A 25,599-nucleotide genomic window follows, 5' to 3' on the forward strand; every position below is an offset into this window, starting at 1 on the left:
GGGGGCCGGGCGGCGGGGTTCGGGCCCTCGGTGCGGCGGGGGCGGTTCAGGCCCAGGGCAGGGCGGCGCGGGTGCGCCAGTACGCCGGGGCGGGTTCGGCCAGGGCGGCGAGGGCGGCCAGGTCGTCGGGGTCGGGGTGCAGGGTGGCGGCGGTGAGGTTGGAGGCGAGCTGGTCGACGGTCGCCGCGCCGGACAGGACGAGGTCGGCCCAGGGCTGGGCGGTGGCCGCGGCCAGGGCGAGGGCGTCGAGGGGGGCGCCGGTGCGGGCGGCGAGGGCGCGCAGTGCGGCGGTGTCGTTCCCGGTGGCGTTGCGTCCGGCGAGGCGGCCGTTGGCCATGGCCTCCTTGACGACGACCAGCCAGCCGGCGGCGTGGGCTTCGGCCAGGGCGGGGGCGGCGGAGGGTTCGAGCAGGTTCCAGGTGGCCTGGACGGCGGTGAACAGCGGGCGGCCGTCCACGGTGACGGCCAGGGCGGCACGGATGGTGTCCGCCTGGGCCGGGCCGCTGGTGGACAGGCCGACCCGCACGCCCTGTCCGGCCAGGTCGGCCAGGCGGGCGTGCAGGGCGGTGTCGGTCAGGGCGGGGCTGTCGGGGGTGACGGAGTGGACCAGGTAGACGTCCAGGTGCGGGCCCAGCAGGGAGCGGGTCTCGTGGATCTGGCGGTCGAACACCGCTGTGGAGTGCTCCTTGACCTCGTGCGCGGCCACGCCGGTGGTCTGCCAGTCGGCCGTGTAGGTGTAGCCCCACTTGCTGCCGACCGTCACCTCGGCGGCGGCCTGGGGGTGTTCGGCGAGCCACTGGGCGACGAACTCCTCGGCGCGGCCGTAGGAGCGGGCGGTGTCGAGGTAGCGCACGCCGGCGGCGTAGGCGGCGTCGAGCAGGGCGTGGGTGCGGTCGCGCAGTGCCTCGACGGTGCGTTCGGCGGGCAGGTCGCCGTCGCGGCCGAGGGTGATGTAGCCGGGCCGGCCGACGGCTGCGGTGCCCAGGCCGTACCGCGCGATCGGCGGGCGGTCGGCGGCGGCTCCGGTGGCGGGGTCGGTCGGCATGGCGGGGTCTCCTCGGGCGCGACGGTGCTCACCTGGGACTTTACCGTCGGGTCGGCCGGCGCATCCGGCCGCCGGGGTCGGGCGGTCGGATGCGCCGGTCAGCCAGGCCGGTCAGTCAGTCAGGCCAAGGCCGGTCAGCCGGGTCAGCCGGCGGCGATGGTGGCCCGGATCCAGTCGGCGTAGGCGCGCACGTCGGTGTACAGGCCCGGGCCTTCGGAGCAGGGCACGCCCGGGGCGCCGGGGCCGGAGGTGGTGCCGATGAGCTCCCAGCGGCCGCCGCGGCCGCGCTGGATCTGCGGGCCGCCGGAGTCGCCGAAGCAGGCCATGGCCTTCGGGGTGGGGCTGGTCGTGCACAGGCGGGTGGGGCCGGCGAAGCCGGGGGCGCAGTCGGCCGCGGCGGCGCGGCGGGTGTCGAGTTCCTGGAGGCGGTCCGGGAAGACCATGTCCTCGTACTTGGGGGTGTCGAGGACGGTGCCGAAGCCGAGCAGCCGGGTCGGGGTGCCGGGCGGGCCGGGGCGCTGGGCGACGGGGGCGGGCCGCTGGGCGACGGGGCGGTCCAGGCGCACCAGGGCGAGGTCGTCGTAGTTGGGGCGGGTCTGGCCGTCGCCGAAGCTGAAGCCGGGGTGGACGACGGTGCGGGTGATGGCCCGGACGGTGCCGCCGCTCTTGCGGTGCGCGCTGCCGATGCGCACGGTGCCGTCGAGCGTCAGCTCGCTGCCCGGGTAGCCCTGGACGCAGTGGGCGGCGGTGAGGACCCACTGGGGGTCGATCAGTGTGGCGCCGCAGGTGCCGTCGGCTATCTGCTTGGCGCTCATCGGGATCGTGGCCATGAACGGGTAGCGCTCGGTGGAGTCGTGGCCGTTGACGATCGCCTGGGCGCTTCCGGTCATGGCGGTGGCGCCCAGGGCGGCGGCGAGGGCGGCGACGGCGGTGGCGCGGGCGGCGCGGCGGCGGACGGTCTTGCGCAGGAGCACGGGTGACGGCCTTTCGGATCGGTTGGTTCGGATGCGTCCAGCCAACCCTGCGGCGCCCGGCCGGGACATCCGGGCAGCGGGCCGCCGTGCCCGGGGGCTGTCCCCCGGGCGCGGCGGCGGGCTACCAGGGGGTCGCGGCGGGCCGGGCGTTGGTGCCCGGGGCCTGCGCCGGCCTGGGCGCGGGGTTGGCTGTGGGCCGGGAGGCGGGCGCGGGCCGGGTGGCGGGGGCGCCGAAGTCGCCGACGTCGTCGGAGGAGGAGGTGCGGATGGCCCGGGGCGCGGAGGGCTGCAGGGAGTCGGCGGCGCGCACGGCCCGGACGGGGGCGAGGGCGGGGGCCGGGGCGAGGCTCTGGTCGAGGCGGACGACGAAGTTGACGTAGTCCAGGGGCTTGTCGGGCCAGTGGCAGTCGTTGCTGGTCAGCAGGCGGCTGCGGACGCCATCGCGTTCGGTGACGGGTCCGGGGGTGACGCGCAGGTTCGGCTGCCAGCTGCGGCCCCACAGGTGGTGTTCCAGGGTCAACGTCCAGCTGTCCTCGTCGACTTCCAGGGTGGCGCCGACCCGGCCGGGCAGAATCCGGGTGCCGTAGGGGCCGCGCACCACCGCGCGCTGGTCGAAGCTGGCGTTCTTGCCGACCACGGTGATCCGCCACGCGCCGTGGAACCTGAGCATCGCCGCACTCCTGACGTCCTGGCGCGCCGTCCGGGCGGGCGCGCTTCCGTCGGGGTCAACGGCTGCGGGGCGGTGGGCGGCTCAGCGGTGGGCGGCTCAAAGGGCCGGGCCGGCCGGGGCGGGCGGCGCGGACCCGGCTCGGGCGGTTCGGGCCCGGTTCAGGCGGCGTCGGGGCGGGCGGCGGGCCGGGCGGGGAGGGGCTCGCCGGGGACGCGCTCGCCGGGGGCGGTGTGGGCGAGCGCCGGGTAGCCGTGCGCGGTGAGGACGAGGTCGGCGTAGCGGCGGTCGTCGAAGGGGACTCCGTGGCGCCGGAGCAGGTCGAACAGTTCGGCGAGGCGGCGGTGTTCGGTGCCGCGCGGCAGCCCGTCGCGGGTGGTGCCCAGGATGCCGAGGACCGGCCCGTACAGGCGGGCGCCGCGGGCGATGCGAGCGGCGCGGGCGGTCCGGCGGGGTGCCGGGGTCAGGCGCAGCAGCAGGACGAGCCGGTGGGCGCCGGAGTCGGCGTCCTGCCCGGCGTCCATCGTGAGGCCCTGGATGTCGCGCCACCGGTAGCGGCGCGGGACGAACGCCCGGACGAGGGTGAGGCCGTGGTCGTCGGCGCGCAGCCAGAAGCCGTACGGGACGGGCAGGGCCACGCCCAGGACGGCCGCGCTCGACAGCAGCAGCGCGGGGACGGCGCCCATCCGGCCGGCGGCCCCGGTGTCGGCGAGCACGACGCCCATCGCCAGGGCGAGCACGCAGCCGACGGGGGCGCCGGCGGCTCGCCACAGGAAGCCCAGCCGCACCGTCTGGTGTCGCGGCGCCGTGTTCACGGGCGCTCCCTTCCCATGTCGTGCCGTCGGTGGGGCCGGCCGGTCCGGCCGGTCCCGTCTCGGGTGTCGATGCCTGGTGGTCCCAGGGGAGTCGGTCACACTACCGGCCTGCCGAGATCATTCGGATGATCCGGGGGAAACGTCAAATGTCTTTAATGCGAACGGACTTGATGGTCAGTCAGTTCGACAGGCCGGCCTGCGGTCCAGGATGTCAGCCACCGGTGGAGGGGTCAACTGACGTTGATTGGCGGTATCTTGTGATCCACGCCAGCTGATGCCGTTGGGTTATCGTGACCTGGCCGGCCCTGCCCGCCCGCCAGGAGGAGACGCGCGGGGCCCCGGTGAGGAGGGCGGGCCATGGCGGAATCGAACCGGGAGGACGGACCGGTGGAACTGTCCGGGCTCGCGGCCAGGATCGAGGCGCTGTTCCACACCGTCCGCAGGCCCGACCGCGAGCAGTACACCAACGAAGAGGTGGCCCGGGCCTGCCGCGAGGCGACCGGGGAGTCGTTCTCCACCACCTACCTGTGGCAGCTGCGCACCGGGCGCCGGGACAACCCGACCAAGCGCCACCTGGAGGCGCTCGCCCAGTTCTTCCAGGTCCCGCCCGCGTACTTCTTCGACGAGCGGCAGGGCGCGGAGATCGCCAAGGAGCTCGCCCTGCTCGGCGCGCTGCGCGACGCGGGCGTGCGCAGCCTGGCGCTGCGCGCGGTCGGCCTCTCCTCCGAGGGCCTGGACACGGTCAGCGAGCTGATCGACGTCATCGCCCGCCGGGACGCTGCCCGCCGGCACCCGGCGCCCTGACGCCGGCGGCGCGGACGGGCGCGCGGACGGGGTTACGGGCCGCGGGCGGGGCGGACGGGGTCCGGGGCTAGGAAGACGGGGGCCAGGCACGGAGGCGGAACCACGGCGGTCGGGAGATCGGGGGGAACGGGGCCGCTGATCGAGAAGGGGAACACAGCGTGCGGGACGACAGGTGCTACCGATCGGCGCTGCGCCGCTGCCGGCGGATGGCCGAACAGCTGGAACTGCCAAGCCCGTTCGACACCACCGTGCTACTGGAGCAGATCGCCCGCCGGCGGGGGCGGCCGATCGACCTGCTGCCGGTGGCCGCCCGGCCCAACGCGCCCTGCGGGCTGCTGGTGTCCACCCGGGAGGCGGACTACATCCTGTACACCGCCGACACCAGCGCGCTGCACCGCCGGCACATCCTGGTCCACGAGATCGCCCACCTGCTCCTGGACCACGCCGGCTCCGCGCCGCTCGGCCCGGCCGCGGACCTCCTGCCGCACCTGTCCCCCGACCTGGTCCGGCGGGTGCTCGGGCGCACCGGCTACGACGAGCCCCAGGAGCGCGAGGCCGAGCTGCTGGCCTCCCTCATCCTCAGCCGGGCCGCCAAGGCCGACGCCGCGCACCCGCCCGGCCCTGCCCCGCACCCGGACTCGCTGGACGTCCTGGACGTCCTGCTCACCGGCGAGCCCGGGCCCGGACCCGTCGGCGACCGGGCGGCGGGCGGTCGGGCGGCGGGCGGTCGGGCGGCGGGCGGTCGGGCGGCCGGCGACCGGGCGGCGGGGCGTCCGTGAGCGGCCTCGTCCTCTACGGCGTCGCGCTGTTCTTCGCCCTGAGCGCCTGGCACTTCGCCCGCGGCCGCCGGACCAACCCGCGTGCCATCGCCCGCTACAGCTGCTACGCCACCGCGCTGCTCGCCGCCGCCCTGCTGCTGCTCGCCCCGCCCACCGTCCAGGCCGCCGACCGGCTGCACCGGCTCGGGATCGCGCCCGCCCTGCCCGTCCTGCTCGGCGACACGCTGCGCATCGGCGCGGCCTGCGCGATCCGGCTGCTGGCCGGCGTCCTACGCGATCCCGAACTTCCCCGCCGCGCGGTGCGGCGCCAGCTGGCCCTGCTGGCCGGTGTCCTGGGGGTGCGGGCGGTCCTGTTCGTCGCCGCCGCGCCGGGCCTGGATGCCTCCGACCTCACCGCCGCGCCCTCCGCCGGCGCCCGCCTGGCGCTGGCCGGGTACACCGCCGCCGGCGTGCTCTACCTCGCCTACTGCCTCACCGCCCTGCTGCGCCAGCTCGCCCGGCTCGCCCGCGCCGCCGCGCCCGGGCGGCAGCGCAGCGGGCTGCGGCTGCTCACCCTGAGCCTGGTCGCGGGCCTGCTGTGGAACGCCTGGGGCGTCGACGACGTCGTCCAGGCGGCGGCCACCGGCACCCAGGCCGGCGCCGAGGACGCCCTGTGCGGCGTCCTGGGCCTGCTGTGCGTGGCACTGCTGGCGACCGGCCTGGGCACCACGGTGTGGCCGGCCGCGCACGCCGCCGTCCGCGGCTGGCTGCGCGCCCACCGCCGCTACCGGGCGCTGGCCCCGCTCTGGCGGGACCTGCACACCGTGCTGCCGGAGATCGCGCTCGCCCCGGCCAGCCGGCTGCCGCTGCTGCCGCCGCGCGACCCGCAGTTCGCCCTGTACCGGCGGATCATCGAGATCCACGACGCCCGGCTGATCCTGCGCCAGCACCTCGACCCGCGCACCCCGCGGTGGCTCGCCGCCGCCACCTCGCGCTTTCCCCCGTCCGCCGCCCGGGCCGACGCCACCGCCAAGGCCGCCACCGCCGAGGCCGCCGCGCTGGCCGCCGCACTGGAACGCGCGGCCGCCGGCGCCCGGCCCAACCCCGACACCCCGCGCACCGCCCCGGCGGCCGAACCGCCGCACGCCCTGGGGCCGGACCTGGAGTCCGAGGCCGACCACCTGGCCCACCTCACCCGCGTCTACGCCACCTGCCCGGCCGTCGCCGAGGTCCGCGCCCGTGCCCGCGCCGCCGCCCCCTCCCCCAGCGCCCCCGACCCCGACCCGGTCGCGAGCCCCGTGCGGTGAGCCGCCGGACCGGCCGGGGGCAACCCGGCCGGTGGAACGGCGGGAGCGGACCGGGGCGGCGGCCGCTACCGGCGGACGGCCGCCAGCGAGCGCAACTGCACGTGGACGGCGCCCGGTTCGGTGCCGGTCAGCGCGGCGACCTCGGCGGCGGGCAGGGCGAGGACCAGGTGCAGCAGCAGGACGTCCTGCTGGGGGGCGGTGAGGTGGGCGACCGGGCCGAGCGGGCGCGGGCCGGCCAGGGCGCAGACACGTCGGCGGACCGCCTGCCAGGCGCAGGCGGCCGGGCTGGCGGTGGCCAGGGCGTCGAGCCAGTGGCCGCTGAGGTCGTCGAAGGCGCCCTGGACGGCCAGCGGGGCGTCGGCCGCGGGGAGCAGCAGGGCGGCGTAGTCCAGGTAGTGGCGCAGGTGGAGGTCGTACAGCGCCCACAGGCCCAGCGCCGGTCCGGTGGCGGTGGTCATGGCGGTGGCGTTGGTCGTGGCGGTGGCGGTGGTCGGCTGTCGTGGTGGTGTCGGCATGGTTGATTCCCGAGGTGGCGGGTGGGTGCTGGTCCGCGGACGGGGCGCTGGTGGCGCGTTCCCGTCCGCGGACCGGGTCACACGAGTACCGGCGGGCCGCCGCCGGCGCCGTCACGGCCCGTCCCGGCGGGGTGGCCGGGGTGGCCGGCGTCCTCGGCGCGGTCGGCGGCCAGACTGTTGCGCAGGGTCACCCACAGTTTGAACAGGATGTCCGTCGGGGTGCCGCTGCTGGAGGACTGCATGGCCCGGGTGAACTCCCGTTGGTACGTGCGGGAGTTGACCGGTGCCGAGGTGCGGGCGTTGTTCGTCCGCTCCCAGGCCGCCGCCCACAGTGCGCGGCGGGCCTCCTTGACCCCGCAGACCTCCATGTAGGTGAGGAACACCGCCTTGCGCAGCGGGGCCTCACCCCTGAGGACCAGCGCCAGGGTGCTGGAGGGCAGGCGCCCTCCCCCGGCCCGGGCCCGGCGGTCCAGCTCCTCCAGGGAGGGCCAGTCGGCCTTGCGCCGCATCTCGTGCATCGCCCGTCGCAGGTCGGCGAGGGAGTCGACCTGCTCGGGGTTGAGCCGTCGGGGCGCCCGGCGCTGGGTCCCGGAGGGGCGCGGGACGTGGGCCCAGTAGTTGGCCAGGGTCCACTTGCGGCGGGCCGCCTTGAGGTCGCCGTCGCAGGCCCGGGTGAGGGCCTCGACGACCTCCCAGTTCGGCATGGTCCGGCCGCTGGTGGCCCGTTGCAGGGTGGTCGGGTGGTAGTTGGTCCGGTCGGCGAGCTGACGGTAGGTCAGCCCGGCCTCTTCACGCTGCTCGCGCAGCAACGCGGCGAGCCGGCCCAGGGCCGGCTCGGTCGCCGCGATCGGTTTCTCCTGGCGTCCCATCGCGGTCCGGCGTTCCTTCTAGGCCCGCCCCTGCTGGAGCCTGGCATTCAACAGCAGCCCGCCGGTGGCCAGTTCGAGCGCCGCTCCCGCCGACATGCCCGTCCTCACCAGGGCGGCGGCCACGACGACCACGACGACGACCACGGCCGTCCGCACGGGGCCGGACGGCCAGGGCAGGCCCGGTCGCGGCGGCGCCGGGTGGCCGGCGGTGCAGTGGGCGGGGGCGCGCTTCTTCTTCCGCTTCCTCGTCATCGAGGACCTCCTATATCACCGTCTACTCCAACGGACGGGAACTTCGGTGGTTGGCGTCACGCGAGGAACCCGTTTCGCGCAACACTCTGTCAGGCGTACGGGTGATTCCCAATCGGTTCGGTGAACATCGCGAAGATTGATGCGCCAGAATCCCGGGCCCGGCCCGCAATCTCGTCACAACCCTGTGACATCAGTGCAGTTCAGGAACTCGAAACCGGAATTTGATGCATTTTTGTGCAACTCGCCCTTGTAGCCGTCCTGGCTGAATGTGACGATGTGCAGCAGCGTCATCCAGACCTGCGGGTCAGGAACCCGGGGGCGCTGTCTACTCCAAATTCTCGGGAACACCGGCAGCGGGCCGTGTTGGCGCATGGGCCCGTCCGAACAGCAGAGACCGCCCGGCCCCAGCGGCCCGAGCGGTCTCTCTGTGTTTCCCCGGCCCGAGAGGACCCCGCTCGGTGAACGGCTTCGAGTACCTGCTCGGCATGCTGCTGGCCCAGCCCGTACGGGCCCGGGACGCGCTGCGCGCCCGCCTGCCCACCACCCGCCGGCTGCGCGCCCTGGCCTCCTCGCCGCAGGTCGAGGCGCTGCGGGCCGCCGAGCGCGAGCGGATCCGCCGGATGGTCGAGGGCCTGGCCGCGGTGGGGGGCGTGACGCACCTGCTGACCCGCGTCGCCGACCACTGCGACCGCCCCGCCTCGCTCGGCCTGCTCACCACCACCGCCGAGGGCCGCGGCGTGCTGGTCTGCCGGATGAGCGCCGCCGCCTACTTCGCCACCGGCGAGGACATCACCGCCGTCCTGCCCAGGATCGAGGCGGCGGGCCTGGCCGACTGGGGCTTCCCGAACACCTGGGGCGACGAACCGCCGTACTCACCGGGCACGGTCGCCTACGCGCTGCGCTACCACCGCGACCGCGGCCTCTTCCCCGACGGCCGGCGGATGCCCGGCCCGAGCCTGTCCACCGCCGACGCCACCCTGGTCTGGGACCTGCCCGGCATCCCCCGCCCGGACCCGTACTGGCCACGCCTGGGCAGCGACGTGTACTTCCGGCACGAGCAGATCCCGGCAGACGGCGACCCGGCCGCGCTGCTGCGGGCCGCCCGCGCCGAGGGGCGGGGCCCGGTGCTGGTGCTCACCTTCGGCCGTGACTGGACGGACACCTGCACGTACCACGCCGTGCCGCGCGGGCGCGGGCGCAGACACGGGCGCGAACCGGGCTGAGCGCCCGGTGCGGCCGGGGGCGGCGCCCCGGCCGCGCGCACGGTTCAGGCGCTCAGCACTGGGGCCGGCGGCCGTGGTTGGCCCCGCGCCGGGCCCGGGCCTTCTTCTTGCGGCGACGCTTCGACGACATGGCCACTCCTCTCGCAACCAGGACACCCCCGGCCTCCACCGTTCCACACCCGGCCCACACCGGCCCGCCGGGAGCGGCCGTCACGGGCCCCGGGCGGGGGCGGGGGCGGGGCCTCAGGCGGAGGCGGCGCTGCGGTCGAGGGCGGCGCGCCAGGCGGGGCTGTCGACGTAGTGGTTGTCGAAGCGCCCGGCGGAGGCGGCGATCGCGCCCGGGTCGGTCTCGCCGCGCATCACGCGGCCCAGCAGGCGCAGGTAGTCGAAGCGGTCCATGCCCGGGGTGAACACGAACAGGACGTCGGCCTCGGCGCCCGGGGCGGCGGCGAAGGCGTGCGGGGTGTGCGGCGGCACGGCGAGGAAGTCGCCCTCGCCCAGGATCGTGACCTCCTCGCCGACCAGTACCTGCAGCGAGCCGCCGATCACGAAGAACAGCTCCCACGCCCGGGTGTGGAAGTGCGCGGGGGCCCCGACGGCGCCCTTGGCGAAGGTGGAGCGGTAGCTGGTGAACCCGCCCTCGGTGTGCGCCGAGTCGGCGAGCAGGGTCATGGTGCTGCTCGGGTCGGCGCAGGTCTCGGCCTCGGCGTGGCGGGTCAGCACGGGGGCGGCGGTGGCGGTGTTGCTCGTCGTCGTCATGGGACCAGGCTAGGACCGGAAAGACCCGCCATCAGGTGGCAATTGAATGCCACTTTCACGGGTCAATTCCCGGGGCCGGCGGCCGCTGGCAGAACGGCCCGATGACGACGGACGATCTTCTGCGACACCAGGACGAACGCCGGGCCGAGGCCGCGCCCGCCTGACCTGCCCGTCCGTGCTACTCCCCCGGGCCCGCCTCCCGTCAACGCGGACGGCGCGGGGGCATCCGTTCGGGGGGCGGACGTGCGGCGCGGGCCGCTGTGCCCGTAGCGTCGTCGCTGCACACGGCGTAGGACGCGGGGAGGGTGTCGGCGATGGCGGGAGTGCCGGTCATGAGGGGTGGGCGGCGGCCCGGGCGGGCCGCCGCGGCCCTGGCGGTGGCGGCGGCGCTGCTGACGGCGTCCGCCTGCGGCGCCTCCCCCGTGCCGGACGGCGCGGCCGACGACGCGGTCGCCGCCGCCGACGGGCGGCCGCTCGCGCTGGTCTACCGGGGCCCGGCGGCCTGCGAGGGCTGCCCGGAGGCGGCACGGAAGCTGCTGGAGCGCGACGGCTTCGCGGTGCGCTACGTCGGGCCCGAGGAGCGGCTGCGCTTCGGCGCGGGCGTGCTGGCCGGCGCCGCGCTGTACGTGCAGCCGGGCGGCACCAACGGGCAGGAGGTGAGCACCGCGTGGGGCCTGCTGCAGCGCGACCCCGGCTTCTCGCCGGAGCTGGTGCGCGACTTCGTCCGGGGCGGCGGGCGCTACCTGGGCCTGTGCATGGGCGGCTACCTGGCCGGCGACCCGGGCTACGACCTCCTGCCGGGCGACTCCGGGCAGTACATCCACTCCCGGGGGGCGACCGTCACCGACGAGCAGGACCGCCTCGTCGACGTCGCCTGGCGCGGCCGCCCGCAGCGGATGTACTTCCAGGACGGCCCGTACTTCGACGTCGACGGCCCGGGCGTGGACGTCCTGGCCCGCTATTCCAACGGCCGCGCCGCCGCCGTCACCGCCCCCTACGGCGCCGGCCGGGTGGCGGTCAGCGGCCCGCACCCGGAGGCCCCCGCGGACTGGTACCGCGACTACCACCTGCCCGACGAGTCGAAGACCGGCCTGGGCCTGGGCGACGACCTGCTGCACGACCTGATGGCGGCGGCCCCCTCGTCCTGACGTTCCGTCAACTCGCCTGCGGGTGAGCTGCGGTGTCACGCCCGCTCGGCGGGTCCGGCGGGGAACTCGGCGCGCAGCCGGGTGCGGGTGCGCATCAGGATGCGGCCGAGCATGTTCCTGCCGGTGCCGGTGCGTCCGCGCCCCCAGTAGTGGTCGGTGCCGGTGTCCTCGACGAGTTCCTCGTCGCCGGTGGCGAGCAGGACGGCGCGGATGTCCGGGTGCTCCCGGAACTTGGCCGCCACCGCCCGGCGCATCACGTCGTCCTTGACGCGCTCCCAGTCGCGGCGCAGCGGTCCGGCCGGGTCGCGGCCCAGTTCGGCGGCGCGCAGCGGGGTGCGGGCGCGGCGGACGAGGTCGGCGTGGCGGGTGCCGGCGAACTTCTGGGCCTGGAAGTAGTGCTCGGAGGTGGGCCAGAGGTGTCCGTCGAGGTGGAGGGGGTGGGGGGAGAAGTTGGAGAAGCAGCCGTGCGGGGCTTCGTCGGCGCCGTAGAAGTAGATGGTCATCGGGGCCTCGTGGAGGGGGTGTTGGCGGGAGCCGTACGGTCGCAGGCGTGCGGCCGCGCCCGCAACCGGTTTTCGTCCGGTCGCGGGCGCGGGTTCGACGGGCCTCGGCGCGGGCTCGGCGCGGGCTCGGCGCGGTGCCGGGCCGGGCTCAGTCGTGGGAGAAGCTGATCCTCGGCAGGACGCGGTCCAGCCAGGCCGGGGTGTGCCAGGCGGCGCGGCCGGTCAGGCGCAGCAGGACGGGCAGCAGGACGAGCCGGACCAGGGCGGCGTCCAGCAGGACGGCGACGCCGAGCACGATGCCCATCTCCTTGGGCGGCAGCGGCCCGGACAGGGCGAAGGTGAGGAACACGGCGACCATGACGCCCGCCGCGGCGAAGACGACCCGGCCGGAGTGGGCGAGGGCGCCGGTCATGGCCGCGCGGGGGTCTGCGGTGCGTTCGTAGTGCTCCTTGGCGGAGGCGAGCAGGAAGACGGTGTAGTCCATCGCGATGGCGAAGATCATCGCGAAGAAGAACACCGGTGCCCAGCCGTCCAGGAAGCCCTGCGGGGTGAAGCCGAGCAGGCCCGCGCCGTGGCCGTCCTGGAAGACGAGGCGGGCGACGCCGAAGGCGGCTCCGGTGGACAGCAGGCTGGCGGCGGTGCCGAGGGCGGCGATCAGCGGGGCGCGCAGGGCGACGAGCAGCAGCAGGAAGCCGAGGGCCATGACCACGCCGATGACCAGCGGGGTCTTCTCGGTGAGCAGGTGCTGGAGGTCGAGGTTCTCGACGGCGGCGCCGCCGACCAGGGCGTCGGTGGGCAGTTCGGCGCGCAGGGTGTGGACGGTGTGAGCGAGGTCGGGGCTGGAGGGGTCGACGGCGGGGACGGCCTGGATCATCGACCAGCCGGAGCCGTCGGCGGCGTCCTGGGCGGGCATGACGCCGGCGATGCCGGGGGTGGCGGCGGTGCGGGCGGCGGTGTCGGCGGCCTGGCCGGCGGGGGTGAGGATCTGCAGGGTGCCGGGGGCGCCGGGACCGAAGGCCTGCTGGACGGCGGTGTAGCCGGCGCGGGCGCTGGCGTCGCCGGGCAGGACGGTGATGGAGGGCATGGCGGTGCGCAGCCCGATCACGGGGGCGGCGAGGGCGATCAGTGCGGCGAGGGCGAGGGCGCCGTAGCGCAGGGGGTGCTGCCACAGGCGTTCGCCCCAGGCGGCGAAGCGCGGCGAGTGGTGTGCGCCGGTCCTGGCCCAGGGCAGGGCGAGGGCGTCGACGCGGGGGCCGAGCTTGCCGAGGACGGCGGGCAGCAGGGTGAGGGTGGCGGCGAGGACGAACAGGACGGCGAGCATGATGCCGCCGGCCATGGAGCGGAACGCCGGGGAGGGGACGAGCATCACGGCGGAGAGGCTGACCAGGACGGTGGCCCCGGAGAGCAGGACGGCCTTGCCGGCGGTGTCCATGGTCTCGGCGACGGCCCGGGCGGTGTCCGGGGCGCGTCCCGTCCGGATGTCGCGGGCGCTGCGGGCGCTGCGGAAGCGGACGACGAGGAAGAGGGCGTAGTCGATGCCGAGGGCGAGGGCGAACATCATGGCGAAGTTCATCGCCCAGACGGACACCGGGAACAGGTGGCTGACCAGGACCAGGGAGCCGGCGGAGGCGGCGAGGCCGGCCATGGTGAGCAGCAGGGGCAGGCCGGCGGCGACGAGGGAGCCGAAGGCGAGGACGAGGATGGCCAGGGTGACCGGCCAGGACATGAACTCGGACTTCATCATGGCGTCGTGGTTGGCCTTGTTGAAGTCGCTCCACAGGACGGAGGCGCCGGTGGCGTGGACGTCGATGCCGGGGGCGGAGAGGTCGGCGAGGGGTTTCTTGAGGTCGTCGGCGGCGCGGACCATGTCGTCCGGTGAGGCCTTGGCGCCGGCGAGCAGGACGGCGGTGCGGCCGTCGGGGCTGATGGTGGCGCCGGGCCGGGGGGCGATGACGGTGGAGACGCGGGGGTCGGCGGCGGCGAGTTCGCCGGCCTTGGCGATGACCTGCTGGACGGCGGGTTCGGTGACGGGGCGGTCGGCGGTGACGACGATCTGGATCGCGGAGGAGGCGTTGCCGGCGAAGTGCTGTTCGGCGAGCCGGCGGACGGTGACCGACTCGGAGCCGTCGGCCTGCCAGCCGGCGCCGGACAGGGCGGTGGTGACCTGCGGGGCGAACGCGCCCAGCCCGATGACGACGAGCAGCCAGCCGGCCAGGACGGCCTTGACGTGGCGCACCGACCACAGGCCGAGCCGGCCGAGCGGCCCGGGGCGGGCGTCGGGTTCGGGGGGCGGGGCGGCGGCGGGCCGTACGGCGGGGGCGGGGCGGTTCACGTGGTGCTCCGTTCTCGGGGCGGTCCCGAAAAATACGGGTGGGGGTATATGGCAATTCTGCCATGTACCCCCAGGGGTATCGTTACCCTCGCCCAACGCCGCCCGGACCAGGCCCATTCCGCCCCTCCCCCGACGGCCGGGAGCCCGGACCCGCACGGCGGGAGCCCCCGGGGCCGGCCGGTGGCGCTACCGCCCGGCGGGGTGCAGGACGCGGTCGGCCACCAGGTCCGGCCGGTCGGTCGGCAGGGCGTGGCCGGCGCCGGGCACGATCTCCGTCCGGGCCGAGGGCACGAGGCGGCCGAGGCGCTCGGCGACCGCGTGCGCGTCGTGCATGGCGCTGCGCTCCCCGAGCAGGAACAGTGCGGGGACGTCCAGGCGGCGCAGTTCCTCGTCGGACAGGACCGGGGGCACCGGGAGCGCGCGGCGGAACCCCATCGACGCGCGCATCAGGGCCATCAGTTCGGTCTCCAGGATGGCGCTGTTGCCGACCAGGCGGGCCAGCCGGGGGCGCAGCGCCCGCGGCGCGGTGGCGGCGAGGCCGCCGGCGATCACCCAGGCGTAGAACCGGGCGCCCATGTCGGCGAAGCCCGCCGGGTCCACCAGGGTGAGGGAGGCGACCCGCCCGGGGTGGTGGATCTGGTGGTGGAGCGCCAGCCAGCCGCCGTAGGAGCAGCCGACGACCTGGGCGTCCGTCACCTCCAGTGCGGCCAGGAGTTCGTCCAGCCAGGCGGCCGCGTCCCGGCCGTCGGCGATCGGGGCGCTCTGCACGCTCGCGCCCGGTTCGCCGACCGTGTCGACGGCGATGACCGGACGGTGGCGGGCCAGCGTGTCGATGTAGCGGTGCCACATCAGTGCGTTTCCGCCCGAGCCGGGCAGCAGCACGATCGGCTCGCCGTGCTGCGGGCCGGTCCGGTAGACGCGGGTGGTCCCGAACGCGGTCGGGAGGTCCAGCGCCGTCCGAGGCCCGGGCCACAGTTCCGTCAGGGCCCGCTCATAGGCGGCGCGAAACCGGTCCCCGGCCTGGTCGTTCTTGAACTGGCTGATTCGCATGATACATGTGTATCACGGCATGATACGGGTGTACCAGGGAGGTCGCACATGAACGCGCGGGTCGATCACGAGGAACGCCGGCGGCAGATCGCCGAAGCACTGCTGCGCATCGCCGACACCCAGGGGCTGCAGGCGGCCAGCATGCGGGCGGTCGCCACCGAGGCGGGCGTCTCCCTGCGGCTGGTGCAGTACTACTTCACGACCAAGGAGGGGCTGCTGCTGGACGCGCTGGAGCGGCTCGGCGCCCAGCTCCAGGCCCGCATGGCGGCGTGGATCACCGCGGCCGCCACCCCGCCCACGCCGCGCGGCCTGGTGACCGCGGTCCTGTCCAGCATCCTGCCCACCGACCCGGAGAGCCGCCGGATCACCCGCACCTACGCCGCCTACTACACGCTGGTGCTCAGCGATCCCGCACTGGTGGAGAAGCACGGGACGCCCCAGCCCGACCTGCTGGAGGGCTTCCTCGCCAAGCAGGTCCGCACGGCCCAGCAGGCCGGGCAGATCGACCCCGCCAGGGACCCGGAGATGACCGCCGCCGGGCTGCTGGCCATGGTCAACGGCCTCGGCTCCAGCGTGCTCGGCGGCCAGCGCACCGGCGACGCCGCGCTGGCGATCCTCACCCACCACCTGGACGAGCTGTTCCGCGGCCGTCCCCGCGGTGACGCCGCCCCGGACCTGCCGACCGCCTGACCTGTCGCCCCCGGACCGGCCGGCCTTCCCCCGCCGCCGGGGCGGGCCGCCGTTCGGCCGGATCCCGTCCGGCCGCCCCGCAGGCGCCCTGTCCGCCCCGGCGCCGGTGCACGAGAATGTGCCGGTCCCGCGCGAGGGGCCGGCGAAAGCGGCCAACTCCCCTGCCGGGCACTCCTTTTCCGTTACCGAATGGGGAGGTTCACCGACCGTGTACAGGAGACTTCCGCAAGCCGTGCTGTCGGGTGTGCTGGCCGTGGCCTTCGCGGGGACGACCGCGTGGGCCACGACGACGGCGGGCACCGCCCCCTCGCCGGGCGTCGCCGCCGGGTGCGGGGCCGACGCGGCCGCCCAGGGCCTGGCCAGTACCGCCCTCCCGAACACCCTGCTGGAGACGCCGCGCTCCGACGGGCGGACCGAACAGTTCCAGCAGTTCTACGACAGTTCGGCGGCCTCCCTCCTGCCCTTCGTCTGGCACCGCTCCCAGGACGCGCCCGGGGGCGCCTACGGCGGCTGGGAGCGCGTCAGCGCCACCCCCGTGGGCCCGAAGCTGTACCAGGTGAGCGCCGTCGAGAACAGCGCCGGCGCCCTGGAGGTGTTCTTCGCCTCCTACGGCGGCTTCTGCCACACCGTCCTGCCCGCGCCCGGCGACTCCTGGACCCCGACCGAGAACTTCGAGCTGTCACCGCCGCCCTACCACGGCGGGCTCACGCTCTTCAGGGAACGCGACGGCCGGCTGCACGCCTTCGCCTCCGGCGCCGGCACGAACGCGGCGATGGAGGTGCGCAGCCAGGACGTCGACGCCCAGGACTCCTGGGGCCCGGTGCGGCAGCTGCCCAGGCTTCCGGACCCCAACGCGGGCCTGGGCGCGCCGACCTCGATCGTCCAACTGCCGGACGGGCGGCTGCGGGTGACCGTCCGCGAGTGGAACCGCGACCGCTCGTGGCGGACCACCGAGGTGGACCGGTTCGTCTCCTGGGAGCCGTGGCAGCTCTGCGCGGACAGCACCTGCGCCTGACGCCCGGGCGGCGGGCAGCTGGGCGCCGGGCGTCCGGGCCCGGGCGGGCGCTCGCCCGTCCGGGCGGGCTGCGCTGGCGGCCGGGTGGGGCCGCCGGTATGCCTGGGGGGACGGCGAGGCGGCGGAGAGGACGGCGGGGTGGGCGGCGCGGACGGGAGCGGGGACCGGGACGACGGGGGGACGCGGGCGCCGGGCAACCGGGCGGTGGTGCTGGGGGTGCTGGCCTCCACCGCGGTGGTGCTGCTCGCCCAGGCGGCGAGCGGCACCAGCGCCCGGCTGGTGCTGCTGCTGGTGTTCCTGCCGGCCCTGCTGGCGGGGCTGGGCACCGTCGCGCAGACGGTCGCGGTCTCGGTGTGGGTGGCCGGGGTGGTGGCGGTCAGCACGGTGCTGTTCCCGCCGTCCTCGCTGGCCGCCCGGGTGGGCACCCTGGTGGGGGTGGTCGGCGCCGAGGCGGCCGTGGTCGGGCTGTGCGCGCGACGGGTGCGGCGCGAGCGGGAGCTGTTCCGGATGCGGCAGACCGCCGTCGCCCTGCAGCGCCAGCTGCTGCGCCCGCTGCCGGTGCTCACCCCCGACGTCCAGCTGTACGGGCTGTACCGGCCGGTGGAGGAGGACGCCCTGGTCGGCGGCGACCTGTACGACGTCGCCGACACCCCGTACGGCACCCGGGTGCTGGTGGGCGACGTGCAGGGCAAGGGCCTGCCGGCGATCGGCGCGGGCTTCGCGGTGCTGAGCGCGTTCCGGGAGGCGGCCTTCCGGGAGCCGGCGCTGACCGGCGTCGCGGACGCCCTGGAGGCGGCGGTGGAGCGGCACAACGCGTACGCGGTGCAGGGCGGCGAGAGCGAGCGCTTCGTCACCGCGACCGTGCTGGGCGTGGAGCGCGGCGCGGACGTGCAGGCCGTCAACTGCGGCCACCTCGCCCCCTACCTGCTGCACGGCGGCCGGGTCGAGGCCGTGCCGCTGCCGGCCGGGGTGCCGCTCGGGCTGGCGGAGCTGACCGACGAGGTGCGCACCGTCCGGTGGTTCGCGCTGCCCGAGGACGGCGTGCTGGTACTGCTCACCGACGGGATCACCGAGGCCCAGGACGCCACCGGCGCGTTCTACCCCGTCGAACGGGGCCTGGCCGCCCTCGCCGCCGCCCCCGCCGCCCTGCTGCCCGAGGCCCTGGACCGCGAGGCCCGCCGCTGGAGCGGGGGCCGCAGCCGCGACGACGTCACGGCGCTGTCCCTGCGCCGCGCGCCCTGAAGCTGCCCTGGGGCGCCCTCACCGCTTGAGGAACTCCAGCAGGTCGGCGTTGAAGCGCTCCTTGTCACCGGGGACCATCGCGATGCCGTGCGAGCCGTTCTCGTACACCTTCAGGACGGCGCCGGGGATGATCCGGGCGGCCCGGCGGGCGGTGGCCTCGACGGGGACGATCCGGTCGTCGTCACCGTGCACGATCAGGGTGGGGATGTCGAACTTGGCCAGGTCCTCGTGGAAGTCGGTGTAGCCGAAGGCGTCCACGCAGTCGACGCCGCCCTCGATGGTCTGGTGCATCGCCATGAACCAGAACGCGTCCCGGTTGCCCTGGGTGACGCGGGAACCGGGGCGGTCGGCGGAGAAGAAGTTGACGGAGGTGTCCTGCCAGAACTGGGAGCGCTCGGTGAGGATGCCGGCCTTGATGTCGTCGAAGACGCTGCCGGGCACGCCGTGCGGGTTGTCGGGGCCCTGCAGCATGGACGGGGTGATCGCCGACAGCAGGACCGCGGAGCGGATCCGCCCGGTGCCGTGGCGGCCGATGTAGCGGGCGAGCTCGCCGCCGCCCATCGAGTGGGCCACCAGGGTGACGTCGCGCAGGTCGAGCCCGGTGAGCAGGCTGTCGAGGTCGTCGGCGAAGGTGTCGAAGTCGTAGCCGCCGTAGACCGGGGCGGAACGGCCGTGGCCGCGCCGGTCGTGGGCGATGGCCCGCAGGCCGGCGTCCGCGACGGCCTTCAGCTGGTCCTGCCAGGCGTCGCCGTTGAGCGGCCAGCCGTGGATGAACACGACGGGGCGTCCGCTGCCCCAGTCCTGGTAGAAGATCTCGACGCCGTCGCGGGTCCTGGAGATGGGCATGCTCCTGCTCCTTCGGGTGGTACGCCGGGGGTGGGACGGCCTGCCGGGGTGACCTGCCGGGGTGACCTGCCCGGGGACGGCCGGGCCGCAGGTTCATCCAACGGGAGGCGGGTGGGGCCCGCGCGGGAGCGGACGCGGTGCTACGCCGTTCGGGTGAGTTCGGGTGAGTTCGGGTGAGGGCGGTTCAGCCGCTCTCGCGCAGGCGGGTGCCGAGGGCGTCGGGGGGCAGCAGGGGCGCCGGGTAGCCGGCCGGGGGCTCGGCGAGCTCCCAGGGGCGGTGGACGGCGCGGGCGGGCAGGTGGGCGAGCTCGGGGACCCAGCGGCGCACGTAGACGCCGTCGGGGTCGTAGCGGTCGGCCTGGCGCAGCGGGTTGAGGACGCGGTTGGGGCGGGTGTCGGTGCCGGTGCCGGCGGCCCACTGCCAGTTGAGCTGGTTGTTGGCGAGGTCGCCGTCGACGAGCAGGGCGAGGAAGTGTGCGGCGCCGGGGCGCCAGTGGTGGCGCAGGCTCTTGGTGAGGAAGGAGGCGGTGAGCAGGCGGGCCCGGTTGTGCATCCAGCCCTCGTGGGCGAGTTGGCGCAGGCCGGCGTCGACGATCGGGTAGCCGGTGCGGCCCTCGCGCCAGGCCTGGAGCTCGCGTTCGTCGTCGTACCAGCGGACGGGGCGGGGGCGGTAGTCGGCGTGGGCGGCGTCGGGGCGGGCCGCGAGGACCTGGTGGTGGAAGTCGCGCCAGGCGAGTTGGCGCACCAGCGCGGCCGCGCCGGGGGTGTCGGACTTCCCGGCGCGGTGGGCGAGTTCGGTGGCGGACAGGCAGCCGAAGTGCAGGTACGGCGAGAGGCGGGAGGTGGCGTCGGCGGCGAGGTCGTCGTGCAACTGCTCGTAGGCGTCCGGGTTCCAGGCGCGCAGGCGGCGACGGGCGGCGCTCTCGCCGCCGGGGGCGCGGCCCGGGGAGGTGCCGGCGGGGGCGGCGGGCAGCGGGGCGCTCGCGGGGCCGTCGGGGGTGGCGAGGGTGCGCGGGGCGGGCAGGACGGTGCGCCGGGGGGCCTGCTGCCAGGCGCGGTGGTAGGGGGTGAAGACGGCGTAGTGGTCGCGCCCGGCCGGGGTGACGAGGCCGGCGGGGACGATGGTGAGCGCGGCGTCGTGCAGGTGCAGGCGCTCGCCGAGGGCGCGGCGCAGGGCGTGTTCGCGGCGGGTGGCGAAGGCGGAGACGCCGGCGTTGGTGTGGACGGTGTCGGCGCCGCACTCGGCGGCCAGGCGGGCGGCCTGTTCGGCGGGGTCGCCGTGGCGCAGGACCAGGCGGGAGCCGGCGGCGCGCAGCGCCCGGTCGAGGTCGGCGAGGCTCTCGGCGAGGAAGGCCTGTCGGTTGGGGGCGGCGAAGCCGGCCCGGGCGATGGCCGGGTCGAGGACGAACAGGGGGACGACCTGGTCGGCGCGGGTGCGGGCGGCGTGCAGGGCGGGGTTGTCGTGCAGGCGCAGGTCCTGGGTGAACAGGACGACGGCGGTGCTCATCGGGGGCCTCGTGCGGTGGAGTGCGGGTGCGGGTGTCAGGCGGCGAGTCGGGTGTCAGGCGGGTCGGGCGGCGGGTCGGGCGCGTTCGGTGATGTTGCGGGCCATGGCGCCGAACACCAGGGCGTGGAAGGGCGCCACCGACCACCAGTAGAGGTGGCCGGCCAGTCCGTGCGGGTGGAACAGCGCCCGCTGCTGGTACAGCGCGCCGCCGTCGCCGTCGGGCGTCACGCGCAGTTCGAGCCAGGCCAGGCCCGGCAGGCGCATCTCGGCGCGCAGCCGCAGCAGGTGTCCGGGTTCGATCTCCTCGACCCGCCAGAAGTCGAGCGCGTCGCCGACCCGCAGCCGGTGGCGGTCGCGGCGGCCCCGGCGCAGGCCGACGCCGCCGGCCAGGCGGTCCAGACGGCCCCGCAGGGCCCAGGCCAGCGGCAGGGAGTACCAGCCGTTCTCGCCGCCGACGCCCTCCACCACCCGCCACAGCGCGGCCGGGTCGGCGGCCACCCGGCGCCGGCGCAGGTCCTGGTAGAGGCTGCCGCCGGCCCAGTCGGGGTCGGTGGGCAGCGGGTCGCTGGGCGCGCCGGGCAGGGAGGCGGAGGACCAGCGGGTGGAGACCTGGGCGTCGCGGATGCGCCGCAGGGCCAGTTCCACGGCCCGGTCGAAGCCGGTCAGGCCCTCGGGCGGGTCGGGGATCCAGCGGGCGATGTCGTGTTCGCGGCACACCACCTCGTGGCGCAGCGACTCCACCAGCGGGCGGGCGAGCGAGCCCGGTACGGGGGTGACCAGGCCCACCCAGTGGCTGGACAGGCGCGGGGAGAGCACGGGCACCGGCACGATCAGGCGCCGGGGCAGGTCGGCGACCTCGGCGTAGTGGCGCATCATCAGCCGGTAGGTGAGCACGTCGGGCCCGCCGATGTCGAAGGTGCGGTCGACCTCGGGGGGCAGGGCGGCGGCGCCGACCAGGTAGCGCAGCACGTCGCGTACGGCGATCGGCTGGATGCGGGTGTCGACCCAGCGGGGGGTGACCATCGCCGGGAGCCGTTCGGTCAGGTGGCGCAGCATCTCGAAGGAGGCCGAGCCGGAGCCGATGATCACCGCGGCCCGCAGTTCGGCGGTGGGGACGCCGCCCGTGCGCAGGGCGCGGCCCACTTCGGCGCGCGAGCGCAGGTGGGCCGACAGGTGCGGTTCGGGCACGCCTGCGGGCAGCAGTCCGCCGAGGTAGACGATGCGCCGGGTGCCGGCGGCGGCGGCCGCCTGGGCGAAGGCCTCGGCGGCCTGCCGGTCCCGGGTCTCGAAGCCGGGCCCGGTGCCCAGGGAGTGGACCAGGTAGTAGGCGGCGTCGATGCCGTCGAAGGCCGCGGACAGGGTCTCAGGGCGGGTGACGTCCCCGGTGACGGCCTCCACGTCGGCCCGCCAGGGCTGGTCCCGCAGCCGGAGCGGGTCGCGGACCAGGCAGCGCACCCGGTACCCGGCGGCGAGCAGTTCGGGCACCAGGCGCCCGCCGATGTAGCCGGTGGCGCCGGTGACCAGGCAGTGCGGGCGCGTCCGGGTCGGCTCGTCCACCTGCGGCTCCTCTCGTGCGGGCGGGTGCGCCCCCCGTACCCCGCCAGGCGCGGGGGGCGCTGCCGGGGTGTTCGGAGCGGACGCGGCCGGGGATTGGACGGGGCCGGGGATTCGAGTCTTCCAGGGGTCTCCTGCGGGCGCCCGGGCGTGCGGGCGCCCGCAGGAGACCCGGTGTCCTTCGCGGGGGCCGGAAATCTGGTGTCCTTCGCGGGCAATCCGCGCCGGGTGCGGCTTCGAACGCCTGACGTCGCCGTGTTCCGTCGGCCCGGCCGGGTGTCCGTCCGGCCGGGATTCCCTGGAGGTCGTGCCATGCCCACCGTCCACTGGCCGGGGCCGTCGCCCGTGCGTTGCGAGCGCGAGGCGGCCGGATGAGTACGGTCGTTCACCTGTCCGGGCCGGGGCGTCCGGGCACCGACCTCAAGGAGTTGCTGAGCAGGACCGCGCGCGGCGACCGGGAGGCGTTCGGCCGGCTGTACGACGCGGTGGCGGGCCCGGTGCTGGGGCTGGTCCGCCGGGTGCTGCGGGATCCGGCGCAGTCCGAGGAGGTCGCGCAGGAGGTGATGCTGGAGGTGTGGCGCACCTGCGCCCGCTACCGGCCCGAGCGCGGGGAGGTGCTGGCGTGGGTGCTGACCATCGCCCACCGCCGCGCCGTGGACCGGGTGCGGGCGGCGCAGGCGGCCGCCGACCGCGACCAGCGGGCAGCCGCCGCCTCGCACGTGCCGGCGTTCGACGAGGTCGCCGAGCAGGTCGAGGGGCGGCTGGAACGCGAGCAGGTGCGGCGCTGCCTGAAGGGGCTGACCGAGTTGCAGCGGGAGTCGATCACGCTGGCCTACTACCGCGGGTACACCTACCCGCAGGTCGCCGAACTGCTCGGCACCCCGCTGGGCACCGTCAAGACCCGGATGCGCGACGCGCTGATCCGGCTGCGCGACTGCCTGGGAGTGGGAGCATGAGCGGCGCCGACCTGCACACGCTGACCGGCGCCTACGCCGCGCACGCCCTCGACGCGGACGAGCGCGCGCAGTTCGAGCGCCACCTGGCGCAGTGCCCGGCCTGCGCCCGGGAGGTGGCCGAGTTCACGGCGACGCTGGCCAGGCTGGGCGCCGCGCAGGCCGTCGCGGTGCCCGGGGAGCTGAAGTCGCGGGTGATGGACGCGCTGGACACCGTCCGGCAGGAGGCCCCGCGCGCCGCGGCCGGGCCCGACGGCGCCCGGCGCCCCGGGCGGCTCGCCCGCGGCTGGCCGCGGCTGGCGCTGGCGGCCTGTCTGGCGGCGGCCGCGGCCCTCGGCGGCGTGGCCGTCCAGCAGCACCGGGAGGCTAACCGGGCCAGGGCCCTCGCCGCCGCGCTGCAGCGGCACCAGGACCTGGTCACCGGGCTGCTGGCGGCACCCGACGCCCGTCGGGCGAGCGGCCCGGCGGCCGGCGGCACCGGCAGCGGGGCGGTGGTCTGGTCGCACGGCCGGGGCCGGGCCGTCCTCCTGGCCTCCGGCCTGCCCGCCCCGGCGGACGGCACGGCGTACGAGCTGTGGTTCGACGACGGCGCCGCGATGCGCCCGGCGGGGCTGATGCCCCGGGGCGACGGCGCGTTCCTGCTGGACGGCCCCCTGGACGGTGCGCGCGGCATCGGCGTCACGGTGGAGCCCTCGGCCGGCTCCGCTCACCCCACGGGGGCGCCGGTCCTGCTGATCCCGTTCACCTGAGCGGCCGAACCGGGTCGGGCGGAAGGCCGGATCGGTCAGGTCGGTCAGGTCGGGGTCAGGTCGGGGTCAGGAGACGGTGACGGTGACGGTGACGGTGCCGTGCACGGATTCGGCACCGGGCGGGTGACGGCCTGCCGCGCGATGCCCGTGGACGGCGAATTCACCGCTACGCGTGACGCGGCTGAACACTCCGGACGGGCCCGGGCCGACCCCCCGGGGGCGCCCCGGGTGCCCTTGGGCGGCCTCAGCGCGGCCCCGGCTCTGGCCGGGAGGTGTCACCCGGCCAGAGCAATGTCACCCGATCGGGGGGTATCCGGACTCGCACCCATCCGGTGGAGCCGGACCGCCGAATGAGGACCGTGACCGATGAGACGAGCAGCAGCCCGCCGGGCGCCCTCCCCCGAGCACGCACCCGTGCCGCCGGGCCGGCCGTCGCGGCGCTGTGCGGGCTGGCGGCCGCCGCCGCGGCCGTGGGAGCCGGCGAGGCGGCGGCGGCGTTCACCCGCCCCCAGGCCTCACCGGTGGTGGCGATCGGCTCGGCGGCGATCGACCTCGCGCCCACCGCCGTCAAGGCGTGGGCGGTCCAGCGGTTCGGCACCGGCGACAAGGCGGTCCTGCTGGGCGGGATCTACACCGTCATGGGCCTCGCGGCCGCGGCCCTCGGCGTGCTGGCCGGACGCCGTCGCGGCGCGGCCGCCGCCCTGTTCGCGGCCTTCGGCGGCCTCGGTGCCTGGGCAGCGCTGGCCCGCCCGCAGGCCGTCCCCACCGACCTGCTGCCCTCCGCCGCCGCGGCGGGCGGCGCGGTCGCCGTGCTGTGGTGGCTGACCGGACCCGCCCTCTCCCTTGGCCCTTTCCTTGACCCTTTCCCTGGCCCCTCCCGCCGCTCGGGCGCGGTCCGGCCGGCCGGGCCCGAGCGGCGGCGCGTCCTGGCGGCCGGCGCCACGATCGGCGCGGCCGCCGCCCTCGGCACGGCCGGACGCGTCCTGTCCGACCGGCGCGGCGACGTCAGCGCGGCCCGCGCCGCCGTCCGCCTGCCGCCGCCGCTGCGCCCGGCGCCGCCACTGCCGCGCGCCGTCGGCGCCACGGTCCCCGGCCTGCCCCCGTTCATCACCCCCACCGCCGACTTCTACCGCGTCGACACCGCCCTGACCCTGCCGCGCATCGACCCGCGCGCCTGGTCGCTGCGGCTGCACGGCCTGGTCGACCGCCCACTGCTGATCGGCTTCGACGACCTGCTCGCCCTCGGGCTGGAGGAGCTGGACCACACCCTGTCCTGCGTCTCCAACGAGGTCGGCGGCCCCTACGCGGGCACCACCCGCTGGCTCGGCGCCTCGCTGCCCGCCCTGCTGCGCCGCGCCGGCGTCCGCTCCGGCGCCGAGCAGCTCGTCGGCCGCTCGCAGGACGGCATGACGATCGGCACCCCGGTCGAGACGCTCCTCGACGGGCGCCGGGCGCTGCTCGCGGTGGCGATGAACGGCGAGGCGCTGCCCGTCGAACACGGCTTCCCCTGCCGCACGGTGGTGCCCGGCCTCTACGGCTACACCTCGGCCACCAAGTGGCTCGTCGACCTGGAGGTGACCACCTTCGCCGCCCGCGACCCGTACTGGGTGCGGCGCGGCTGGGACCGCACCGGCGAGGTCCGCACCGCCTCGCGGATCGACGTGCCCGCGCCGTTCGCCCGCGTGCCGCCCGGCGACGTGACGGTGGCCGGCACCGCCTGGGCCACCCACCGCGGCATCGCCGCCGTCGAGGTGCGCGTCGACGGCGGGCCCTGGCGGCAGGCCGAACTGGCCGCCGACGCCGGGCCCGACCTATGGCGCCAGTGGACCCACGCCTGGACCGGCGCCACCCCCGGGACCCACCGCATCGAGGCCCGCGCCACCGACGCCACCGGGGCCGTCCAGCCCGAGACCCGCACACCTCCCTACCCCTCGGGCGCGACGGGCTGGCACAGCGTCGTCGTCACCGTCACCTGACCCCACCCCACGACCTACCCACCCCTTCGGCATCCGGGATCCGCCC

25 protein-coding genes are annotated in these 25,599 nt (G+C 76.2%); 11 read left to right on the plus strand and 14 right to left on the minus strand.

Going from position 1 to position 25,599, the window contains the following annotated elements; all coding sequences use genetic code 11:
- Window positions 1-46 precede the first annotated feature (46 nt).
- The 4 genes from A6F73_RS37195 to A6F73_RS37210 form a co-directional block, all read right to left on the minus strand.
- Window positions 47-1,045, minus strand: coding sequence for an aldo/keto reductase (locus tag A6F73_RS37195; protein WP_063352879.1), 999 nt, complete (start codon window positions 1,043-1,045; stop codon window positions 47-49).
- A gap of 143 nt (window positions 1,046-1,188) precedes the next feature.
- Complete coding sequence (locus A6F73_RS37200; RefSeq protein WP_063352880.1) at window positions 1,189-2,019, minus strand: serine protease; 831 nt, start codon at window positions 2,017-2,019, stop codon at window positions 1,189-1,191.
- 121 nt (window positions 2,020-2,140) lie between these two features.
- Window positions 2,141-2,689, minus strand: a complete 549-nt coding sequence (locus tag A6F73_RS37205) for a hypothetical protein (protein ID WP_063352881.1) — start codon at window positions 2,687-2,689, stop codon at window positions 2,141-2,143.
- 158 nt (window positions 2,690-2,847) lie between these two features.
- Entirely contained in the window at window positions 2,848-3,501 is a 654-nt protein-coding gene (locus tag A6F73_RS37210; protein ID WP_063352882.1) for a hypothetical protein, read from the minus strand.
- A 357-nt stretch (window positions 3,502-3,858) separates the two neighbouring features.
- On the opposite strand from A6F73_RS37210, the gene A6F73_RS37215 reads away from it, so the two are divergent.
- The 3 genes from A6F73_RS37215 (at window position 3,859) to A6F73_RS37225 (ending at window position 6,370) form a co-directional block, all read left to right on the plus strand.
- A complete protein-coding gene (locus A6F73_RS37215; protein ID WP_063352883.1) occupies window positions 3,859-4,305 on the plus strand; it encodes a helix-turn-helix domain-containing protein in 447 nt (148 codons plus the stop codon).
- 158 nt (window positions 4,306-4,463) lie between these two features.
- The gene (locus A6F73_RS43780; protein ID WP_244293871.1) at window positions 4,464-5,084 is read left to right on the plus strand and encodes a ParH-like protein; all 621 of its coding nucleotides are present in this window, start codon (window positions 4,464-4,466) and stop codon (window positions 5,082-5,084) included.
- Window positions 5,081-6,370, plus strand: coding sequence for an MAB_1171c family putative transporter (locus A6F73_RS37225; protein WP_063352884.1), 1,290 nt, complete (start codon window positions 5,081-5,083; stop codon window positions 6,368-6,370). Before A6F73_RS43780 ends, A6F73_RS37225 begins: the two co-directional genes overlap by 4 nt.
- Before the next feature lie 65 nt (window positions 6,371-6,435).
- Here A6F73_RS37225 and A6F73_RS37230 read toward each other — a convergent pair whose 3' ends face one another.
- From A6F73_RS37230 to A6F73_RS41145, 3 genes are all read right to left on the minus strand, one after another.
- Window positions 6,436-6,885: a hypothetical protein gene (locus A6F73_RS37230; RefSeq protein ID WP_063352885.1), complete on the minus strand. Its 450-nt coding sequence runs from the start codon at window positions 6,883-6,885 to the stop codon at window positions 6,436-6,438.
- A 77-nt stretch (window positions 6,886-6,962) separates the two neighbouring features.
- Window positions 6,963-7,754 (minus strand): helix-turn-helix transcriptional regulator, encoded by a 792-nt coding sequence (locus tag A6F73_RS37235; RefSeq protein WP_063352886.1) that lies wholly within the window; start codon window positions 7,752-7,754, stop codon window positions 6,963-6,965.
- Between the two features lie 18 nt (window positions 7,755-7,772).
- Window positions 7,773-8,006, minus strand: a complete 234-nt coding sequence (locus tag A6F73_RS41145; RefSeq protein WP_063352887.1) for a hypothetical protein — start codon at window positions 8,004-8,006, stop codon at window positions 7,773-7,775.
- A gap of 458 nt (window positions 8,007-8,464) precedes the next feature.
- Between A6F73_RS41145 and A6F73_RS37245 the strand changes: the two genes are divergently transcribed.
- Window positions 8,465-9,229: a hypothetical protein gene (locus A6F73_RS37245; RefSeq protein ID WP_063352888.1), complete on the plus strand. Its 765-nt coding sequence runs from the start codon at window positions 8,465-8,467 to the stop codon at window positions 9,227-9,229.
- A 243-nt stretch (window positions 9,230-9,472) separates the two neighbouring features.
- Here A6F73_RS37245 and A6F73_RS37250 read toward each other — a convergent pair whose 3' ends face one another.
- Window positions 9,473-9,988, minus strand: coding sequence for a cupin domain-containing protein (locus tag A6F73_RS37250; protein ID WP_063352889.1), 516 nt, complete (start codon window positions 9,986-9,988; stop codon window positions 9,473-9,475).
- Between the two features lie 332 nt (window positions 9,989-10,320).
- Here A6F73_RS37250 and A6F73_RS37255 point away from each other — a divergent pair, with 332 nt between their 5' ends.
- The gene (locus A6F73_RS37255) at window positions 10,321-11,136 is read left to right on the plus strand and encodes a BPL-N domain-containing protein (protein ID WP_063352890.1); all 816 of its coding nucleotides are present in this window, start codon (window positions 10,321-10,323) and stop codon (window positions 11,134-11,136) included.
- 35 nt (window positions 11,137-11,171) lie between these two features.
- Here A6F73_RS37255 and A6F73_RS37260 read toward each other — a convergent pair whose 3' ends face one another.
- The 3 genes from A6F73_RS37260 to A6F73_RS37270 all read right to left on the minus strand — a co-directional run bounded on the left by A6F73_RS37260 (window position 11,172) and on the right by A6F73_RS37270 (window position 15,021).
- A complete protein-coding gene (locus A6F73_RS37260; RefSeq protein WP_063352891.1) occupies window positions 11,172-11,639 on the minus strand; it encodes an NADAR family protein in 468 nt (155 codons plus the stop codon).
- 148 nt (window positions 11,640-11,787) lie between these two features.
- Window positions 11,788-13,971 carry an MMPL family transporter gene (locus A6F73_RS37265; RefSeq protein ID WP_063352892.1) on the minus strand — a complete coding sequence of 728 codons (2,184 nt, stop codon included), beginning with the start codon at window positions 13,969-13,971 and terminating at the stop codon, window positions 11,788-11,790.
- 186 nt (window positions 13,972-14,157) lie between these two features.
- Window positions 14,158-15,021 carry an alpha/beta fold hydrolase gene (locus A6F73_RS37270; RefSeq protein WP_063352893.1) on the minus strand — a complete coding sequence of 288 codons (864 nt, stop codon included), beginning with the start codon at window positions 15,019-15,021 and terminating at the stop codon, window positions 14,158-14,160.
- Window positions 15,022-15,069: 48 nt separating this feature from the next.
- Here A6F73_RS37270 and A6F73_RS37275 point away from each other — a divergent pair, with 48 nt between their 5' ends.
- From A6F73_RS37275 to A6F73_RS37285, 3 genes are all read left to right on the plus strand, one after another.
- Window positions 15,070-15,711 carry a TetR/AcrR family transcriptional regulator gene (locus tag A6F73_RS37275; RefSeq protein ID WP_063352894.1) on the plus strand — a complete coding sequence of 214 codons (642 nt, stop codon included), beginning with the start codon at window positions 15,070-15,072 and terminating at the stop codon, window positions 15,709-15,711.
- A gap of 208 nt (window positions 15,712-15,919) precedes the next feature.
- On the plus strand, window positions 15,920-16,726 hold the full coding sequence (locus A6F73_RS37280) for a hypothetical protein (RefSeq protein ID WP_159398751.1): 807 nt from the start codon (window positions 15,920-15,922) through the stop codon (window positions 16,724-16,726).
- Window positions 16,727-16,864: 138 nt separating this feature from the next.
- Window positions 16,865-17,968: a PP2C family protein-serine/threonine phosphatase gene (locus A6F73_RS37285; RefSeq protein WP_063352896.1), complete on the plus strand. Its 1,104-nt coding sequence runs from the start codon at window positions 16,865-16,867 to the stop codon at window positions 17,966-17,968.
- Window positions 17,969-17,986: 18 nt separating this feature from the next.
- Here A6F73_RS37285 and A6F73_RS37290 read toward each other — a convergent pair whose 3' ends face one another.
- The 3 genes from A6F73_RS37290 to A6F73_RS37300 all read right to left on the minus strand — a co-directional run bounded on the left by A6F73_RS37290 (window position 17,987) and on the right by A6F73_RS37300 (window position 21,878).
- Complete coding sequence (locus tag A6F73_RS37290; protein ID WP_063352897.1) at window positions 17,987-18,814, minus strand: alpha/beta hydrolase; 828 nt, start codon at window positions 18,812-18,814, stop codon at window positions 17,987-17,989.
- A 184-nt stretch (window positions 18,815-18,998) separates the two neighbouring features.
- Complete coding sequence (locus A6F73_RS37295) at window positions 18,999-20,321, minus strand: deoxyribodipyrimidine photo-lyase (protein ID WP_063352898.1); 1,323 nt, start codon at window positions 20,319-20,321, stop codon at window positions 18,999-19,001.
- Window positions 20,322-20,375: 54 nt separating this feature from the next.
- A complete protein-coding gene (locus A6F73_RS37300) occupies window positions 20,376-21,878 on the minus strand; it encodes an SDR family oxidoreductase (protein ID WP_063352899.1) in 1,503 nt (500 codons plus the stop codon).
- Between the two features lie 368 nt (window positions 21,879-22,246).
- Here A6F73_RS37300 and sigK point away from each other — a divergent pair, with 368 nt between their 5' ends.
- The 3 genes from sigK (at window position 22,247) to A6F73_RS37315 (ending at window position 25,553) form a co-directional block, all read left to right on the plus strand.
- Window positions 22,247-22,831, plus strand: coding sequence for an ECF RNA polymerase sigma factor SigK (gene sigK / locus A6F73_RS37305; protein WP_063352900.1), 585 nt, complete (start codon window positions 22,247-22,249; stop codon window positions 22,829-22,831).
- Complete coding sequence (locus A6F73_RS37310; protein ID WP_063352901.1) at window positions 22,828-23,577, plus strand: anti-sigma factor; 750 nt, start codon at window positions 22,828-22,830, stop codon at window positions 23,575-23,577. The genes sigK and A6F73_RS37310 overlap by 4 nt, the downstream gene beginning before the upstream one ends.
- Before the next feature lie 359 nt (window positions 23,578-23,936).
- Window positions 23,937-25,553, plus strand: a complete 1,617-nt coding sequence (locus A6F73_RS37315; protein ID WP_063353011.1) for a molybdopterin-dependent oxidoreductase — start codon at window positions 23,937-23,939, stop codon at window positions 25,551-25,553.
- Window positions 25,554-25,599 lie beyond the last annotated feature (46 nt).

It is taken from the genome of Streptomyces sp. MJM8645 (genome assembly GCF_001625365.1).
Lineage (GTDB): Bacteria > Actinomycetota > Actinomycetes > Streptomycetales > Streptomycetaceae > Kitasatospora.

Excerpts from the sequence above, each read along its gene's own strand:
- A6F73_RS37195 (WP_063352879.1), bottom strand. The coding sequence starts at position 1,045 with ATGCCGACCGACCCCGCCACCGGAGCCGCCGCCGACCGCCCGCCGATC.
- A6F73_RS37205 (WP_063352881.1), bottom strand. The coding sequence starts at position 2,689 with ATGCTCAGGTTCCACGGCGCGTGGCGGATCACCGTGGTCGGCAAGAAC.
- A6F73_RS37215 (WP_063352883.1), top strand. The coding sequence starts at position 3,859 with ATGGCGGAATCGAACCGGGAGGACGGACCGGTGGAACTGTCCGGGCTC.
- A6F73_RS37230 (WP_063352885.1), bottom strand. The coding sequence starts at position 6,885 with ATGCCGACACCACCACGACAGCCGACCACCGCCACCGCCACGACCAAC.
- A6F73_RS37235 (WP_063352886.1), bottom strand. The coding sequence starts at position 7,754 with ATGGGACGCCAGGAGAAACCGATCGCGGCGACCGAGCCGGCCCTGGGC.
- A6F73_RS41145 (WP_063352887.1), bottom strand. The coding sequence starts at position 8,006 with ATGACGAGGAAGCGGAAGAAGAAGCGCGCCCCCGCCCACTGCACCGCC.
- A6F73_RS37250 (WP_063352889.1), bottom strand. The coding sequence starts at position 9,988 with ATGACGACGACGAGCAACACCGCCACCGCCGCCCCCGTGCTGACCCGC.
- A6F73_RS37255 (WP_063352890.1), top strand. The coding sequence starts at position 10,321 with ATGAGGGGTGGGCGGCGGCCCGGGCGGGCCGCCGCGGCCCTGGCGGTG.
- A6F73_RS37260 (WP_063352891.1), bottom strand. The coding sequence starts at position 11,639 with ATGACCATCTACTTCTACGGCGCCGACGAAGCCCCGCACGGCTGCTTC.
- A6F73_RS37270 (WP_063352893.1), bottom strand. The coding sequence starts at position 15,021 with ATGCGAATCAGCCAGTTCAAGAACGACCAGGCCGGGGACCGGTTTCGC.
- A6F73_RS37275 (WP_063352894.1), top strand. The coding sequence starts at position 15,070 with ATGAACGCGCGGGTCGATCACGAGGAACGCCGGCGGCAGATCGCCGAA.
- A6F73_RS37290 (WP_063352897.1), bottom strand. The coding sequence starts at position 18,814 with ATGCCCATCTCCAGGACCCGCGACGGCGTCGAGATCTTCTACCAGGAC.
- A6F73_RS37295 (WP_063352898.1), bottom strand. The coding sequence starts at position 20,321 with ATGAGCACCGCCGTCGTCCTGTTCACCCAGGACCTGCGCCTGCACGAC.
- sigK (WP_063352900.1), top strand. The coding sequence starts at position 22,247 with ATGAGTACGGTCGTTCACCTGTCCGGGCCGGGGCGTCCGGGCACCGAC.
- A6F73_RS37310 (WP_063352901.1), top strand. The coding sequence starts at position 22,828 with ATGAGCGGCGCCGACCTGCACACGCTGACCGGCGCCTACGCCGCGCAC.